The organism is Pseudomonas algeriensis, assembly GCF_048847255.1.
Lineage (GTDB): Bacteria > Pseudomonadota > Gammaproteobacteria > Pseudomonadales > Pseudomonadaceae > Aquipseudomonas.
Genome location: NZ_JBKKRK010000001.1, coordinates 91444 through 106523 on the forward strand (window position 1 = coordinate 91444; position 15080 = coordinate 106523).

11 protein-coding genes and 4 pseudogenes are annotated in these 15080 nt (G+C 59.2%); 13 read left to right on the forward strand and 2 right to left on the reverse strand.

The annotated features are described in order from the left end of the window. Nucleotides 1–360 precede the first annotated feature (360 nt). The 13 genes and pseudogenes from ACLK1G_RS00410 (at nucleotide 361) to ACLK1G_RS00470 (ending at nucleotide 13083) form a co-directional block, all read left to right on the forward strand. Nucleotides 361–1179 (forward strand): methyl-accepting chemotaxis protein, encoded by an 819-nt coding sequence (locus tag ACLK1G_RS00410; protein ID WP_420764022.1) that lies wholly within the window; start codon nucleotides 361–363, stop codon nucleotides 1177–1179. Nucleotides 1180–1188: 9 nt separating this feature from the next. Continuing rightward, nucleotides 1189–1557, forward strand: coding sequence for a response regulator (locus tag ACLK1G_RS00415; protein ID WP_204126558.1), 369 nt, complete (start codon nucleotides 1189–1191; stop codon nucleotides 1555–1557). 63 nt (nucleotides 1558–1620) lie between these two features. Further along, nucleotides 1621–1929, forward strand: coding sequence for an STAS domain-containing protein (locus ACLK1G_RS00420; RefSeq protein ID WP_420763588.1), 309 nt, complete (start codon nucleotides 1621–1623; stop codon nucleotides 1927–1929). A gap of 13 nt (nucleotides 1930–1942) precedes the next feature. Next, nucleotides 1943–4108, forward strand: coding sequence for a chemotaxis protein CheA (locus tag ACLK1G_RS00425; protein ID WP_420763589.1), 2166 nt, complete (start codon nucleotides 1943–1945; stop codon nucleotides 4106–4108). 67 nt (nucleotides 4109–4175) lie between these two features. Further along, nucleotides 4176–4679, forward strand: a pseudogene (locus ACLK1G_RS00430) (MCP four helix bundle domain-containing protein); the annotation flags it as partial. 126 nt (nucleotides 4680–4805) lie between these two features. Further along, nucleotides 4806–5825: pseudogene (locus ACLK1G_RS00435) on the forward strand (methyl-accepting chemotaxis protein); the annotation flags it as partial. 4 nt (nucleotides 5826–5829) lie between these two features. Next, nucleotides 5830–6354 carry a chemotaxis protein CheW gene (locus ACLK1G_RS00440; protein ID WP_420763590.1) on the forward strand — a complete coding sequence of 175 codons (525 nt, stop codon included), beginning with the start codon at nucleotides 5830–5832 and terminating at the stop codon, nucleotides 6352–6354. Then, nucleotides 6351–7160 (forward strand): chemotaxis protein CheW, encoded by an 810-nt coding sequence (locus ACLK1G_RS00445; RefSeq protein WP_420763591.1) that lies wholly within the window; start codon nucleotides 6351–6353, stop codon nucleotides 7158–7160. Before ACLK1G_RS00440 ends, ACLK1G_RS00445 begins: the two co-directional genes overlap by 4 nt. 1101 nt (nucleotides 7161–8261) lie before the next feature. Continuing rightward, nucleotides 8262–8402: pseudogene (locus ACLK1G_RS00450) on the forward strand (HAMP domain-containing protein); the annotation flags it as partial. Further along, entirely contained in the window at nucleotides 8397–9260 is an 864-nt protein-coding gene (locus tag ACLK1G_RS00455; RefSeq protein WP_420764023.1) for a methyl-accepting chemotaxis protein, read from the forward strand. The pseudogene ACLK1G_RS00450 and the gene ACLK1G_RS00455, both read left to right, overlap by 6 nt. A gap of 198 nt (nucleotides 9261–9458) precedes the next feature. Further along, on the forward strand, nucleotides 9459–11531 hold the full coding sequence (locus tag ACLK1G_RS00460; protein WP_420763592.1) for an EAL domain-containing protein: 2073 nt from the start codon (nucleotides 9459–9461) through the stop codon (nucleotides 11529–11531). A 331-nt stretch (nucleotides 11532–11862) separates the two neighbouring features. Continuing rightward, complete coding sequence (locus ACLK1G_RS00465; RefSeq protein ID WP_420763593.1) at nucleotides 11863–12060, forward strand: hypothetical protein; 198 nt, start codon at nucleotides 11863–11865, stop codon at nucleotides 12058–12060. A gap of 402 nt (nucleotides 12061–12462) precedes the next feature. Then, on the forward strand, nucleotides 12463–13083 hold the full coding sequence (locus ACLK1G_RS00470; protein WP_420763594.1) for a hypothetical protein: 621 nt from the start codon (nucleotides 12463–12465) through the stop codon (nucleotides 13081–13083). Nucleotides 13084–13511: 428 nt separating this feature from the next. On the opposite strand, the gene ACLK1G_RS00475 is transcribed toward ACLK1G_RS00470, so the two are convergent. After that, entirely contained in the window at nucleotides 13512–14507 is a 996-nt protein-coding gene (locus ACLK1G_RS00475; RefSeq protein ID WP_420763595.1) for a hypothetical protein, read from the reverse strand. A 300-nt stretch (nucleotides 14508–14807) separates the two neighbouring features. Then, nucleotides 14808–14936, reverse strand: a pseudogene (locus tag ACLK1G_RS00480) (LysE family translocator); the annotation flags it as partial. Nucleotides 14937–15080 lie beyond the last annotated feature (144 nt).

The following is a 15080-nucleotide window of genomic DNA, read 5'->3' on the forward strand; positions in this document are numbered from 1 at the left end:
CAGGTTCCCGATTCGTCGGGGGCCCCGATCGCATTTCTTCTACTGGCGATCCTGGGCGCCGCCTGTGTACTGGCGGGCGGGGTGATGGACACGCAGTCCGTAGGGCTTGCCATTCTACTTTTGGCGCTGGGCGTGGCTACGGCCTTTTATTACCGTTCGCGTAACCCTGGGCGACGTGTCGCGTTCGATTCCATCGACCATGAGCGCCAAGCGCTGCAATCTCCCGTAGCCCTGTGTCGCTGCGGCCTGGAACCGGTATGCCAAGGCGTGTTGCCGATATGGACGGGCCAAATCGAAGTTGCCCGCAGTCACACCGAAGAAGCCATCACGACGTTGGCGACACATTTTGCCGAGATATCCATGCGTGTCGAGCGGGCAGTTTCGGGCGCGCAGGATGGCGCGGCGGCGGAAGGAGGGCTGGTCGAGCTGTTCGGTACCAGCCAGCGGGAGCTCGACGCCATCATCGCTTCGCTGCGCGCCGCTTTGACCACCAAGGAAACGCTCCTGCATGAAGTGATGGCACTCTCCGCCCTCACCGAACAGTTGCAAACGATGGCCCAGGATGTCGGCAATATCGCCAAGCAGACCAATCTGGTCGCGCTCAATGCCGCCATCGAGGCCGCCCGTGCCGGAGAGGTCGGCCGTGGTTTCGCCGTGGTGGCGGATGAGATTCGTAAACTGTCGAGCCTGTCCGGTGAAACCGGCAAGCGTATCGGCGACACGGTAAACACGGTGAGTGCGGCCATCGCCAATACCCTGGCAATTTCTCGTCAATATGCCGAGCAGGACGAAGCCACCGTCAATCGATCCGGCCAGGTCATCGAGCAAGTCATCGACAGTTTTCGCAGCGCCACCACCACGCTCTTCGATTCCTCCCATGAATTGCGCAAGGAAAGCCAGTCCGTCGGCCAGGAAATCGCCCAGGTGCTGGTCAGCCTGCAGTTCCAGGATCGTGTCAACCAAGTGCTGAGCCTGGTTCGCAACGACATGGAAAAGCTCCATGAGCACCTTGCCCAGGGGCAACGGGACAGCGCCGCGGGCCAGATGCCAACACCCATTGACGCCGATGCCTGGCTGGAACAGTTGGCCCGAACCTACACCATGCCCGAGCTGCATGACGTGCACCGGGGTAATGCCAAGGGCGCGCCAAGCAACGAATCCGAAATCACCTTTTTCTAGGAGCCCTCAATGGCCAAGACCATCATGATCGTCGACGATTCCGCGTCCCTGCGCCAGGTTGTCAGCATCGCCTTGAAAAGCGCCGGTTACGACACCGTTGAAGCCTGCGACGGCAAAGATGCCCTGAGCAAGCTGGACGGTCGCAAACTGCACCTGATCATCAGTGACGTAAACATGCCGAACATGGACGGGCTTTCATTCGTTCGGGCGGCCAAGCAATTGCCCGCCTACAAATTCACGCCGGTCATCATGCTCACCACCGAGGTGAGCGACGCCAGGAAACAGGAAGGCCAGGCGGCCGGTGCCAGGGCGTGGGTGGTCAAACCCTTCCAGCCGGCGCAGATGCTTACGGCAGTGTCCAAACTCGTTCTGCCCTGAAATTTCGCAATCCTATCGATGCCGCACGCGATATGCCGGCATTGGTTGAAGAGAATCCAAACCATGTATCCCAACGCTCATCAGCACCTCTTCATCGAGGGCGAGCTGAACATCTACACCGCGGCTGAATGGAAAAAACGCCTGGACGATCTGATCGCCCAGGATGAAGACCTCGAACTCGACTTGGGCGGGGTACAGGAGCTGGATACCGCCGGGTTGCAACTGCTGATCATGGCGAAGAAGGAGACGAACCTGCGCAACCGGCAACTGCGATTGGCCAATCACAGCCCAGCGGTGTTGGAGGTGTTCGCGCTATGCGGTCTAGCCGTCCTGTTCGGTGACCCTGTCCCGTTGCAATCCAACCGGTGGTGAAGAAGCAATGCTCATGAACCTGGACGACGCGCAGCAGACCTTCATCGTCGAAAGCCTGGAACTGCTGCAACAGATGGAAGAAGCCCTGCTGCGGATCGAATCGGCAGCGGATGACCCCGACACGATCAACGCAATCTTTCGCGCCGCCCATACCATCAAAGGCTCGGCGGGTCTGTTTGGTCTGGACGATATCGTTTCCTTTACCCATGTCGCAGAGAGTGTGCTGGACCGTGTTCGTGACCGGCAGTTGCAGTTCAACGCGCAGTTGACCGCGCTGTTCTTGCAGGCCTGCGATCACATCGGCGTATTGGTGAGACTGGCGGCGGACGGCAACGAATCCGCGCCGCAGAACGTTCGTGACAACGGCGTCAACCTGCTCAGCGTGCTGCGTGGATTTCTGGGCGACGAATCTGAATCGACGCCAGGCCTCGGCACCCAGCCGGGCGGTACGTCGCTGGTCGAGCATGAACCCGGCATTGAAAGCGGCGGTGAATCCAGGACTGCCGACCATTGGCACATTTCCTTGCGCTTCAGTCTTGACCTGCTGCGCAACGGCATGGACCCCCTGGCGTTCATCCGTTACCTGGCCACGCTGGGGCGAATCTGCCACATCGTCACCCTCAACGACGCTCTGCCCCACGCGGCGCAAATGGATCCGGAGAGTTGTTACCTGGGCTTCGAGATCGGCTTTCATGGCGATGTCGATCAAGCCACCCTCGAGAATGTCTTCGAGTTCATTCGTGACGACAGCCAAGTGCATATTCTGTCGCCGCACTGCAAGACCGATGAATACCGTCAGATGGTTCGGGAGCTGCCGGAGGAGCGCCAGCGCCTGGCTGAAATTATTTTCATCCGTTGTTGCGAGGTCACTGCCGCTACGGGCGCAGTTCCACTGGAACAGCCGCCACGGCAGCCTCCGGCCGATCCGGTGCCGGTCGAGCCTCCGGCTCCCGCTGCGATCCCCCGCGATCCCGTATCGAATGCACCGCAGCAGGTCCAGGACAGTCGCAGGAGCGAGAACAGTCTGATCCGCGTCGATGCCGGCAAGCTCGACCAATTGATCAACCTGATCGGCGAACTGATCATCGCCGGCGCGGGCGCCAACCTCGCTGCCAGGAACACCGGCGCCAGCGAGCTGATGGAAGCCACGGCGGTCCTGGCGCGTCTGGTGGAAGAAGTCCGCGATTCGGCACTGACCCTGCGCATGGTGCAGATCGGCTCGACCTTCAACCGTTTCCAGCGGGTGGTCCGCGATGTGTCCAGGGAGATGGGCAAGGATATTCGCCTGGAAATCAGCGGCGGCGAGACCGAGCTGGACAAGACCCTGGTGGAGCGCATCGGTGATCCGCTGACCCACCTGGTCCGCAATGCCATGGACCACGGTATCGAACCCGCCGAGGTGCGCCTGGCCCAAGGCAAGCCGGCCCATGGCACGTTGCGCCTCAATGCCTATCACGATGCCGGGAGCATCGTCATTGAGGTCGCCGACGACGGCGGCGGCTTGCACAAGGAAAAAATCCTGCGCAAGGCCATCGAGCGCGGGCTGGTCGGCGAAGGGCAGCATCTGGCGGAAAACGACATCTTCAACCTGATCTTCGAGCCGGGCTTCTCCACCGCCGAGCAGATCAGCAACCTCTCCGGGCGCGGCGTCGGCATGGACGTGGTCAAGCGCAACATCACCGCATTGCGCGGCAGCCTGGAGCTGGACAGCATCGAAGGGCAGGGCACCACGCTGCGGATTCGCCTGCCGCTGACCCTGGCGATCATCGACGGTTTCATGGTGGGGGTCGGCAACGCCAGTTATGTGATCCCACAGGACATGGTGGTGGAGTGCATCGAGTTGCCGGCCAACGACGGGCTGGACTATCTCAACCTGCGTGGCGAGGTGTTGCCGTTCATCCGCCTGCGCGAGCTGTTTGACGTCGAAGGGGAGCCTGCGCGCAGGGAAAACGTGGTGGTGGTGCAATTCGCCGGGCAGCGCGCGGGGTTCGTGGTGGATCGTCTATTGGGCGAATTCCAGACCGTGATCAAACCGTTGGGCAAGCTCTTTGGCCAACTGGGTGGCCTGGGCGGCTTCACCATCCTGGGCAACGGCGAAGTGGCGCTGATCCTGGATGTTGCCGGGTTGATCAAGCGAATCGCGGGAACGAAACAACGAACACTGGCCACGCAGCGATGATCGCTGCGTGCCCGGATTCATCTCAACTACAAAACTGAGAAATATGATGATGAGCGTTTTTTCCAACATGCGGGTCGCCACCAAGCTGGGTTCCGGCTACGCCGTGATGCTTGCAATGATGCTTGCAATGATGCTGGCGCTGGCCCTTACCGGCATGAACGGTCTGTTCAACGTCCATATGATCGTGGACGACATCACCGATAACGCCTACCCGAAGGTCCAGGTCAGCAACGACATCAACAACGGGGTGAGCGATACGAGCGCTACGTTGCGCGACTTGATTCTCAAGTCTGACGAGCAGCAACTCAAACAGCTTCGCGACCGCTACCAGGCGATCCGCCAGGACCAGGAAAAGAACTTGGATATCCTGGAGAAGCTGTTGGATAACGTGCAGGAGCGGGACCTGTTCAAAGATATCCAGAGCGCCCGAGGGGCCTATGTCCGGTTCGTGGACCAGCTCGTCGAGTTGGCAACGGCGAGTCTGGACGACCAAGCAATCGACTTGCTCTACGGTGACTTGGCTCAGGCGAAAACCCTGTACACCAAGTTGCTCAACGACATGATCGAGCTGCAGGAAGCATCCTTTTCCGACAACGACAAAATGGAACAAGCCGAATACGATCAGACCCGCCTGCTGTCTTTCACGCTGTTGGGTGCCGCGCTGCTCATCGGCATCGGCCTGGCGCTGTGGATTACCCGCAGCCTGACGCGTCAACTGGGCGGCGAGCCGCAACTGGCCGCCGAAATTGCCCGGCGTATCGCCGACGGCGACCTCAGCGTGGCGATCCCGCTGCGCCATAACGATTCGGGCAGCATGCTCGCCGCCATGAAAGGCATGGCCGAGAAGCTGTCGCAGATCATCGGTGAAGTACGTGGCGCCGCGAATGCCTTGAGCAGCGCGTCGGAACAGGTCTCTGCCACGGCCCAATCGATGAGCCATGCCTCCAGCGAGCAGGCGGCCAGCGTCGAGGAAACGTCGGCCTCGGTCGAGCAGATGTCGGCCTCCATCGAACAGAACACCGAGAACGCCCGGGTGACCGACGGCATGGCCGGCAACGCCTCTCGGCAGGCCCGCGAGGGGGGCGAGGCGGTCAAGGACACGGTGATCGCGATGAAGAGCATCGCCGAGAAAATCGGCATCATCGATGACATCGCGTACCAGACCAATCTGCTTGCGCTCAACGCTGCCATCGAAGCCGCCCGCGCCGGCGACCACGGCAAGGGTTTTGCCGTGGTCGCCGCCGAAGTACGCAAGTTGGCCGAACGCAGCCAGGTCGCCGCCCAGGAAATCGGCGAGGTCGCCAAGGGCTCTGTTGCCCTGGCCGAGCGCGCCGGCAGCCTGCTCAATGAGATCGTGCCGGGTATCGCCAAGACCAGTGACCTGGTGCAGGAAATTTCCGCCGCGTCCGAAGAGCAATCCTCGGGCGTCAGCCAAATCAATACGGCGATGAATCAGCTCAACCAGATCACCCAACAAAACGCCTCTGCCTCCGAGGAGTTGGCCGCCACCGCTGAAGAAATGAGCGGTCAGGCCGAGCAATTGCAGCAACTCATGGGGTTCTTCAGTCTTGAGGAGCAGAGAAGCAAGGAGCGCGTCATCCCATCGTCCACTCGTTCGGCCACCCCGCGCAAGGACGTGATGCCACTGGCGCTCAACGGGCTGCCCCGCCCTCATGGCCAGGCCGTGCCGGCCGGTTTCGTGCGTTTCGAGGAATGATGGCATGGGCCAGTCGATAACAATGCGAAACCCTGAAACCGCGCCGCAGGCCCGGCAGTACCTGACGTTCACCCTCGGCGACGAGCAGTTCGCCGTTGGCACCCTCAGCGTCATGGAAATCATCGAGCATGGCCGGCTCACCGCCGTTCCGATGATGCCGCCCAGTATCCGCGGGGTCATCAACCTGCGGGGAGCCGTGGTGCCGGTCATCGACCTGGGCGCGCGCTTCGGCGGACAGCGAACAGCGGTCGGCCGGCGTACTTGTATCGTCATTCTGGAAGTGGTCCATGCCGGTGAGCAGCAAGTGATCGGTGTGCTGGTCGACGCGGTCAATGAGGTGCTGGAAATCGCCTCGGCGGACATCGAACCGCCGCCGGCTTTCGGCGCGCATATTCGCGCCGACTTCATTCAGGGCATGGGCAAGATCGGCGGGCGGTTTGTCATTCTCCTGGACATTGGACGCGTGCTGTCGGTGGATGAACTCGCGGTGCTCCAGGGTGTGGCAGATGATCGAGCGGTCGATGCATGAGCAGCGCTGATGTAACACTCTGGCTGTGCCTGGCCATGGCCCCAGGTGCGCTGATGCTTGTCGCCCTGATTGTTTACTACCGACGCTATCCGCGCACCGTCCCCGAGCAACCGGGCGATCTCTGTACGCGGGGTAATGACCAGGTGACGGTGATGGACAACGACGCGGTCGGCGTTCAAGCGAGTGGCGCAATCACGCAGCAGACCCCGCCATTGCCGACGAGAGGGATGAGTTCAGCTCAACTCGCGGAAAAATTGTTTTATCTGGCGGATTTGACCGAACGCATGCTCGAAAAAAGCGAAACGCTTAGCCATGCGGCCGTTGCGCCCCGTCGGGCTGCCGATGAGGTTCCACCCAACAGGCTTTATCTTTCCTTCATGCTCGGTGGTGCAGCGTTCGCGGTGAGCATGAGCAATGTCCATTCCGTGGTCCAGGGCGCTCGGCTCGTTGGCGGGGTTGGCCCGTCGAGGCAGGTTCGCAGGGCAATCGTACTGGACGGTACCTTGGTGCCAGTGGTCGACCTGGGTATCCAGATGCATAAACAGCCCACACGGATCGGGGAGCATACGAAAATTGCCATCCTGGAGGTGCCCGTAGGCGATCACTTGCAAAGAGTCGGGGTACTGGCCGATGGGGTCGGCGCAATACTGCAGATCCCTTCGATCCAGATCGACCCGACCACGAGCTTCGACAGCCGGGTTGGCGTCGATTTCGCCTTCGCACCCGTCACGGTCAATGACGAGAGGACGACGCTGTTGGTCGTACGGCCCGGATCCGCGACGAGCCAATCCAACGCCGTACGTTAGCTGAGCTGATCCGTAATACAGGACTGCTTGCCGACATGATGTTACGCCCATGGATTGGGTACCCGATTTCTCCTGGCCCCCGAGAACCCGTTCATGAACATGCTTGATCGATTGTCCTTGCCTGGCAAGTTTTCATTGTTGGCTGTGTTGTGCCTGGCGCTGATCGCCGCGCCTACGTCGTTGTTCATTCTCGGCGCCATGGGCCAGAGTCGCCAGGCCGTGCAAGAATCTCTCGGCATGCAACCGGTGCAGGAGTTGTTGCACCTGATTCAGCTGACGCAACAGCACAGCAGTCTTTCCTCCGCGGTGCTGGGCGGCAGCCGCGCATTAATTGAAACAAGGCAGAAAAAACAGGCCGAAGTTGAACAAGCCTTTGATTTGACCGAGCGTGAGTTGAGCAAATCCCAGGTGCCTTCCGGCATTCTGGAGGCGCTGCGCAAGGCTCACCGGCAATGGGGTGAATTGGCTGGCCAGATCTCCCGAGGTGCGGTCAATGGTGTTCAAAGCCAGACGTTGCACGCCCAGTTGGTCGCGGCTAGCCTCCAACTGGAGGACTCGCTGCTCGACCATTTCGAGCTGTCGCTGGATCCGATCTTCGAAACCTATTACCTGATCACCGGGGCTTTGGTCGAACTGCCACAGACCAGTGAATTGCTCGCGCAATTGAGCACGACGGGGGCGCTGCTGCTCTCCCAAGGGCAAATCCAACCGGAACAACGTGCCACCCTCAGCAGCTTGACGACCCAGGCAACGAACAGCTTCGGCAAGCTGACCAGGGCATTCACCAAGGTCAATGGCGCCAGCCCGTCATTCAGCGCATTGCTCGGGAGGCCTTTGGCCAAACTGGGTCCGCAGGTCGAGCAGGCGCTCAAGCTGACCGACACCCAACTGATCTTGGCCAATGAGCCCGACTATCCGGTCGCCGATTACCTGGCGACCTACACACGCACCATCGATGCATTGTTTGCCTTCAACCGGCCGGCGTTGGACGCGCTCGCGCAGGCGCTTGAAGCCCGACGTGACAGCGCCCGAAACGACATCATGCTGATGACCGGCGGTCTGTTGGTGATGTTGTTGGTCGGGGCTGTGCTGGCCACGTCCATGGTGCTTCGTCTTTTGCGGCAGTTGAGCGCCGCCTTGACGGCCGCGGAGCGCATTACCGCAGGGGACCTGAGTCACCCGATCGAGTCGCCCGGCGCGGATGAACCGGCACGCTTGCTGGGGGCCTTGGATCAGATGCAGCAAGGATTGCGCAGCACCGTCCAGCACATCGTGGGTTGCGCCGGACGTCTTGCTTCGACGGCCGGTGAACTGAACTCGGTATCCGATGAGGCCAGCCGGGGCTTGACGCGGCAGAACAACGAGTTGGATCAAGCCGTGACCGCCGTTACTGAAATGACCGTCGCGATCGAGGAGGTGGCGCGCAATGCCGTCTCGGCTTCCGAAGTGGCCCAGTCCGCTGACCAGAGCTCCCGCGAGGGCCAGGAGAGTGTCGGTCGGGCCGTCGACGCCATGGCATCGCTGACCGGTGAGATTGAACACACCACCGACGCTCTCCAAGTGCTGGATGGGCAGATAGGTGGCATTGCCTCCGTACTGGATGTCATCCGAGGTATCGCCGAGCAAACCAACATGCTGGCCCTGAACGCGGCGATCGAAGCCGCGAGGGCCGGTGAAAGCGGACGCGGCTTCGCCGTGGTGGCGGATGAGGTGCGGGCGTTGGCACAGCGGACCCAGGAGTCGACGCGGCAGATTGAAAGCATCATCGGCGCGGTGCGCAAGGGCAGCCAGGACGCCCTCGGCGCCATGCACGAAAGCAATGGCAGGACCCGCGACACGCTGGTAATGACGCGTCAGGCGGGCGCCGCACTCGGCGCGATTGCAGCCGCCATCGTTCAAATCAACGAGCGCAACGTGAGCATTGCCAGCTCGACCCAGGAGCAGTCCCATGTCGCGCGCGAGGTGGACAGCAATCTGCTCGACATTCGGGATGTCTCGGCACAGACGTCAAGTGCGGCGAACCAGACCCATGCGGCCAGCCGGGAGCTCGCGACACTCGCTGACGAGCTCAACGTCGTGGTCAAGCATTTCATTGTCTGACAAAGGACGTGACGTCACGGAGCCGATTTGTAGACCTGTGGAGAGGTCACGTTTGCCTCAAGCACATAACCCCTGCGGACGCATCCGCAACCAGACGGGCATGAAGCCGTTCAAGGTGATGATCGTCGATCACCGAATGCCAAAGGTCATGAACCATGCAACAAACGAATCCTTTCACCCGCTCCAGGCCGTCCGCCAATGACTGATCATCCAGAATGGCAGTTGCCAAGCGACGAACAGACTCTGCGCACTCTGGTCGAAAACACCCCGGATACCATTGCGCGATACGACCACAATGGCTTGCGGACCTACCTCAACCCGGCGTTCGCACATATGGCCGGGGTACCTGCCGTGACGCTGCTCGGCAAGAGCCCCAGCCATGGGCGGCAAACTCCCGAGATGCTCGCCTATGAGGCTAAATTATTCGGGGTTTTACACAGCGGCCAACCCGACGAGTACGAGCTGACCTGGTCCGGCGCGGACGGCGCACTGATCGCCAGCCATATTCGTATTGTGCCGGAGAGAGATGCTTTCGGCGCGGTGGTCAGTGTCCTGGCCGTGGGCCGGGATATCTCCAGACTCAAGGCTGCTGAGCGGCGACTCGAACAGGCCGAGGCCCTGGCCCGCTTCGGTCATTGGCAACAGGACTTTCGGCGCGGCAGCTTGAAGCTGTCCGCGGAGCTCTGTCGCATGGTCGATAAACCGCGGCATTGGGCGCCGACTCAACAAGAACTGCTGGACATGCTGGTGCTCAAGGACCGTGCCCGTGTTCTGGAGAGCGTGTACCACGCCTTCTCGAAGCACAGCGTATTTCTGGCGCTGGACTATTGCATGGCGGTGGGTGATCGGGAGCTGCACCTGCAGACCTGCCTGACCATCGAGTACGACGCCGGTGGCGTGCCCTTGCGAATGTTCGGGACTGCCCAGGATGTCAGCGAGCTTAAAAGCTATCAGCAACGGCTGCATGAACAGGCGTTCTACGACGCATTGACAGGGCTACCCAACCGCGAACGGTTCAAGGAGTGTCTGCAGGAAGCCTTGCTCAAGGCCGGACGCAACGGAAGCCAGGTCGCGGTCGCAATTCTCGATCTCGACAACTTCAAGGCTGTCAACGATACCCTGGGGCATGGCGCCGGCGATGAGCTGCTGCGCGAGGCCGCCCGGCGGTTGCGGCGCTCGGTGTGCGGTCACGACAACGTGGCACGCCTGGGCGGCGATGAGTTCGCCCTGATTCTGTCTTCCCAGCTGGATACCCCTCTGGAGCTGGAAAACAAGGGGCGGGGAATTCTTAAGTCCATTACAGGCGTTTATAAGATTCAGGACCGGGAGGTCTTCGTATCGGGCAGCCTCGGGATCGCCCATGGCGTGGCGGGCACCGAGAACATCGATGAGCTGGTGCAGTTCGCCGATTCGGCCATGTACAGCGCCAAGACCCACGGGCGTAACAACGTGCAACTGTACTCGCCGAGCATGACCCAAAGATCCACCGAACGGCTGGCATTGGCGGCCAGCTTGCGCCATGCCCAGCGCAATGATGAGTTGGTATTGCATTACCAGCCGCAGATCGATCTGATCAGTGGCTGCGTGATCGGCGCCGAAGCCTTGTTGCGCTGGCAACATCCGCAACACGGGCTCATCGCCCCGGACACTTTCATCCCCATTGCCGAGGAAACCGGATTGATCGTCGGTATCGGTGAATGGGTGTTGGAAAGTGCCTGCCGCCGTGTTGTCGAGTGGAATCGCGACAATCGTTGTCCGCCGCTGAGAATCGCGGTCAATCTGTCGCCGCGACAGTTCCAGATGAACGACCTGCTCACGTCGGTGTGTACGATCCTGCGAGACACCGGCTGCGAGCCGGGCTGGCTTGAACTGGAAATTACCGAAGGTCTATTGCTGGACAACAGCGTCGCCGTACGCGAGACACTGGAACAACTGAATGCGTTGGGGTTGACTATCGCGATCGATGATTTTGGCACCGGCTACTCGGCCCTCAGCTACTTGAGTCGCCTGCCCATCGAAACGCTCAAGATCGACCGCTCCTTTATCAACGACATTGAACACAATCGCGACAGCGCCGAGTTGGTCAAGGCGATCATCTCCATGGCTCACAGCCTGCGGTTGACCCTGGTTGCCGAAGGTGTCGAAGAGGCCTCCCAGCAAGCGTTCTTGCAACTTTATGGGTGCCAGAGTGCGCAGGGTTGGTTGTATGGTAAGCCCATGCCACAGTTGGCGTTCGAAGACCTGTTGAGGACCCAGGTCGACAGTCAATGATTCTTTGGTTTGGGCAAGGTACGCTCGCGAATGGAATAGCGTTGCTCGGAATCACGCCTTCTTGGCCCTTGATACACTCCAAAACAAGTCCAGAATCAAGTCTTTTCCTGCCTCGGCAAGAAAAGGAACCCTTTAGATTTCAATGGGTCGGACGCCAGATGCGAGTCTCGTTTCCCGCTCCAAGATTCACAAAAAAGCCACTCAGAAATGAGTGGCTTTTTGTGCCTGAGAAGTTTTGGTATTCATGGCGACAGGCAGCTTTCGGCCAGGAGCGGACATAGGGAAATGACGTTGCTATTCTGCTACGTCAGTTCATCAGGACATACTGCATATGGAAATTGCGCCGCATTTTATTATTCATCAAACCGATCATTGGATTATCAACCATCACCTCGTGAGCACGCTTCCCGGCTACTTGATGCTGGGAACAAAAATGCAGACCACGTCGTTGACTGACCTGTCATCAGATGCGCTTACAGATCTCACGGTAGGCGGTGTGATTAAAGATCTACGTGACGCCTTTCTGTAGAAGGATCAGTCTGATCATCCGCAAAATTGGACATCCGATATCAGCCGATTGCTGCACTTCACCACAGGCGGCAATCGACCCATAGCAGTTATCTGAACCGCATTGATCGAAAGAAATGTCCACAGCCAATCCTAAAAACGTGATAGTGGCTCTTTTCCGGCCTTGATATGCGAAAAGACCTGATATGGATCTGCCTGGCGCCAATATCTGAACAGAAGCCGAGGTTCGGTATTTCCGAAATATTGATCCACGATTTCGCCACCGTAATGTAAGCGTCCAGTCAAGTCATCTACCGATGCAGCTATAAGCACGAGGATGACTGGTAGCCGCCTATACCGTAAGGTTCGCTACCAAAATCGCCACAGCCTTCCAGTGGTGGTAATACAGCAAGGAGAGCGAACAATGAACACCTTCAAATCGTCAGTTCAAAACGTAGCTGCGGCCATAGGCCTTATCGCAGCAGTGACAGTCGGTGGATGCGTGATGATCCCTTACGACACGCCGGAATCAAAAGCCCAAATCCAGCGCGATCTGAAAATTGCACCATCGGATATTCAAGCCGTGTCGGAAACGAACTGGTGCTTGTTCCCATATGGAAGCGAAGGCAACTGCAGAGCCACTCAAGGCCTGGGAGTGTTGACCAGCAAAGGCCTGATCCTCAGCCTCTACAACAACCACACCTACACGGAAACCGCACGCATCCTCCCAGAACAAGTGCAGTGCGTTAAGACGGTTGGGGGCCGCACTGGAGTCGAACCGTTCGTTGTATTCACCAAAGACCGAGCGATCATGCTCGCCGTCATTACGCCGGGTGGGCAAATGAATGTGCCTGTGAAAGTCAGTTTCTTTGATTATCTGACGAAGCCAGGGCAGCACGTCTTCACTGGGACGGATGGCGGATATGTGCGCAAGTCGGGTCGACAGCAGACCGTAGGCGGAATGGTGTCAGGCACTGCCGTCCCGTGGCATACAACACTCGACGTAACCGAGGTGTTTAACCCTTGCCCGCAGGTTACAGATTGAGAGGAAACGGGGACAGACCACGATTATGAGACAGTCCAATTAAGGTGAGCCAAAATCGTGGTCTGTTCCCGGTTTCCCTTAGCGGTGAACACGCGGGTTTTCATTTGATTCTCTGGCTGACTACAGACCAAAACGAAAACCAGCTAGTCGAAGCAGCGAAACAGGTCGGGCTGCAGCTGCAACCGCTTCGCCATTCTTGTCACAACCTTCAACCAGGACCAGCGTTTGTCTTGGGCTTTGCCGCGCTCACCCGCGCCCAGGTAAAAAGCGCTGCGGGAAAACTGGCGCACCTGCTCAGGGCCAACCAGCCCTCGCAGTGAAGAAGGACCAAGTGGTTTGCACCTGTTGCTGTCGGCTCTGCCTTTCGGCACCCCCGGCAAGGTGACCGGCACATGCTGGGCCAACCATTCACTCAAACGATCGCGCGTTTAGTCAGTAAGTGTGGCCAATACCTTTCCGTCTCTGCGCTGCACGATGGTCTTGAGCGCTACCGGCTGTGAGCCGTCGGCGCCCGGCGGTGGGGTTATCAACCAGGCACCCGCATAGTCTTCCCGGATATGGAGCGGATTGAAGCGGATAGCGCTTGCCGCCGCATAACGGCGCCCTGCGAGTGTGGCAACGCTCGAAAGCACCGCACCTCTGACTTCATAGAGCCTTCGCTCTGCGTCGAGCGCAATACTGGCATCCGCAAGCTCGAAATTATCGATACGCACGGGCACGCCTTCCGGCATATCGAGAACCCACCGGTCAGAGTCTACAAGCCCATCGGCATAGACATTGCCGGTCGAAGCCCGGAGCGAGGTGCCTTCGGGCAAGGTGATGCCATCGACTACATTGCCATCAGCAAGCGTACAGGTGCTGAACCTCGATACGCCGCCATCTGGCTTGAGCTCAAACTCCACCGGTTGCAGCGCATTGCACCGCCAGCCGATCTGCATCGTCGTGCCGTGGCCGGTTAGCCGCATGTTCTCTGGCGTGAAGCCCACCGTTTCGTATTTTTCGTTGGTTTGAATCGCGATGTAGCGGGCTACTTCGACGGCATCCATATCGAGCATACGCACAGGGCGTGGAAACACGGCTCGTTTGAAGGATTCCCGATGATCCGCAACGGCTAATTCGAGTTTTGTGCCTTTGGGCATGTCGATCTGGCCAAGGCGCATCGGCTCTACTAGTTCCGGGCGATAACTTGCCTCTCTCTCCCGTTCATAGCTGCGCATCTGCACATAAAAAGCCGCGGACTGCCACAGGGTAAAAAGCGCACACGCGGTGACAAGCATGTAAGGCAGGAGGAGAGGGCGGCGCCAGCGACCTTTGATATATCGAACCCCCAGCCTTATCGTCCACCCGAACCAGAAAAGCGTCGCGGCGACGAAAAAGGCAAGGTAAAGCAGTAGTTCGGCGGAGGGCAGTGCAACGGGGATCATGCGAGCCAAACTTCCTGAATGGGTGATGGGGTTTGAACGCACCTACGACACAAAAAGGGCGAGCCGTTACGTTGAGTCAATTTTACTCCGATGCCGCGTAAGATCGATCTTCGTTGCTCCGCAGTTGTCGTCGTTCCGCGCCGCGAAGACTAACGTCATCCGGGGCGCGGATTTACTTCAATGCAGCTACCGCGGCATCGAAGAACACCATCGGGTCGATCGGCTCTTTGTCAACCGGCTTGGGCTGGGCACCGAAGGTGACAATCACCACGTTAAACGACCCCTTGGATGAATGACTGCCAAGGCCAAGGCTCCTGACCGCGTAGCAGCTACCGCTTTGTGGACTACTGCAACGAAATTTGGCCCTGAAATAACGACACCGGCCAGGTAAACCAAAAAGACTGTCAAAACGGCGGGAACATCGATCATCTGCATTCCGTTGCGAATGTTGAGGCAGGGGACGGTCATCATTCAGTTCAAAGCCGTCCGCGGCTTCAACGTACAACGAAAAAATTCGATACAGGGCTTTTGAGCGTAGTTGTGTTTTTACACACTCTGGGCCGTAAGTAGTCG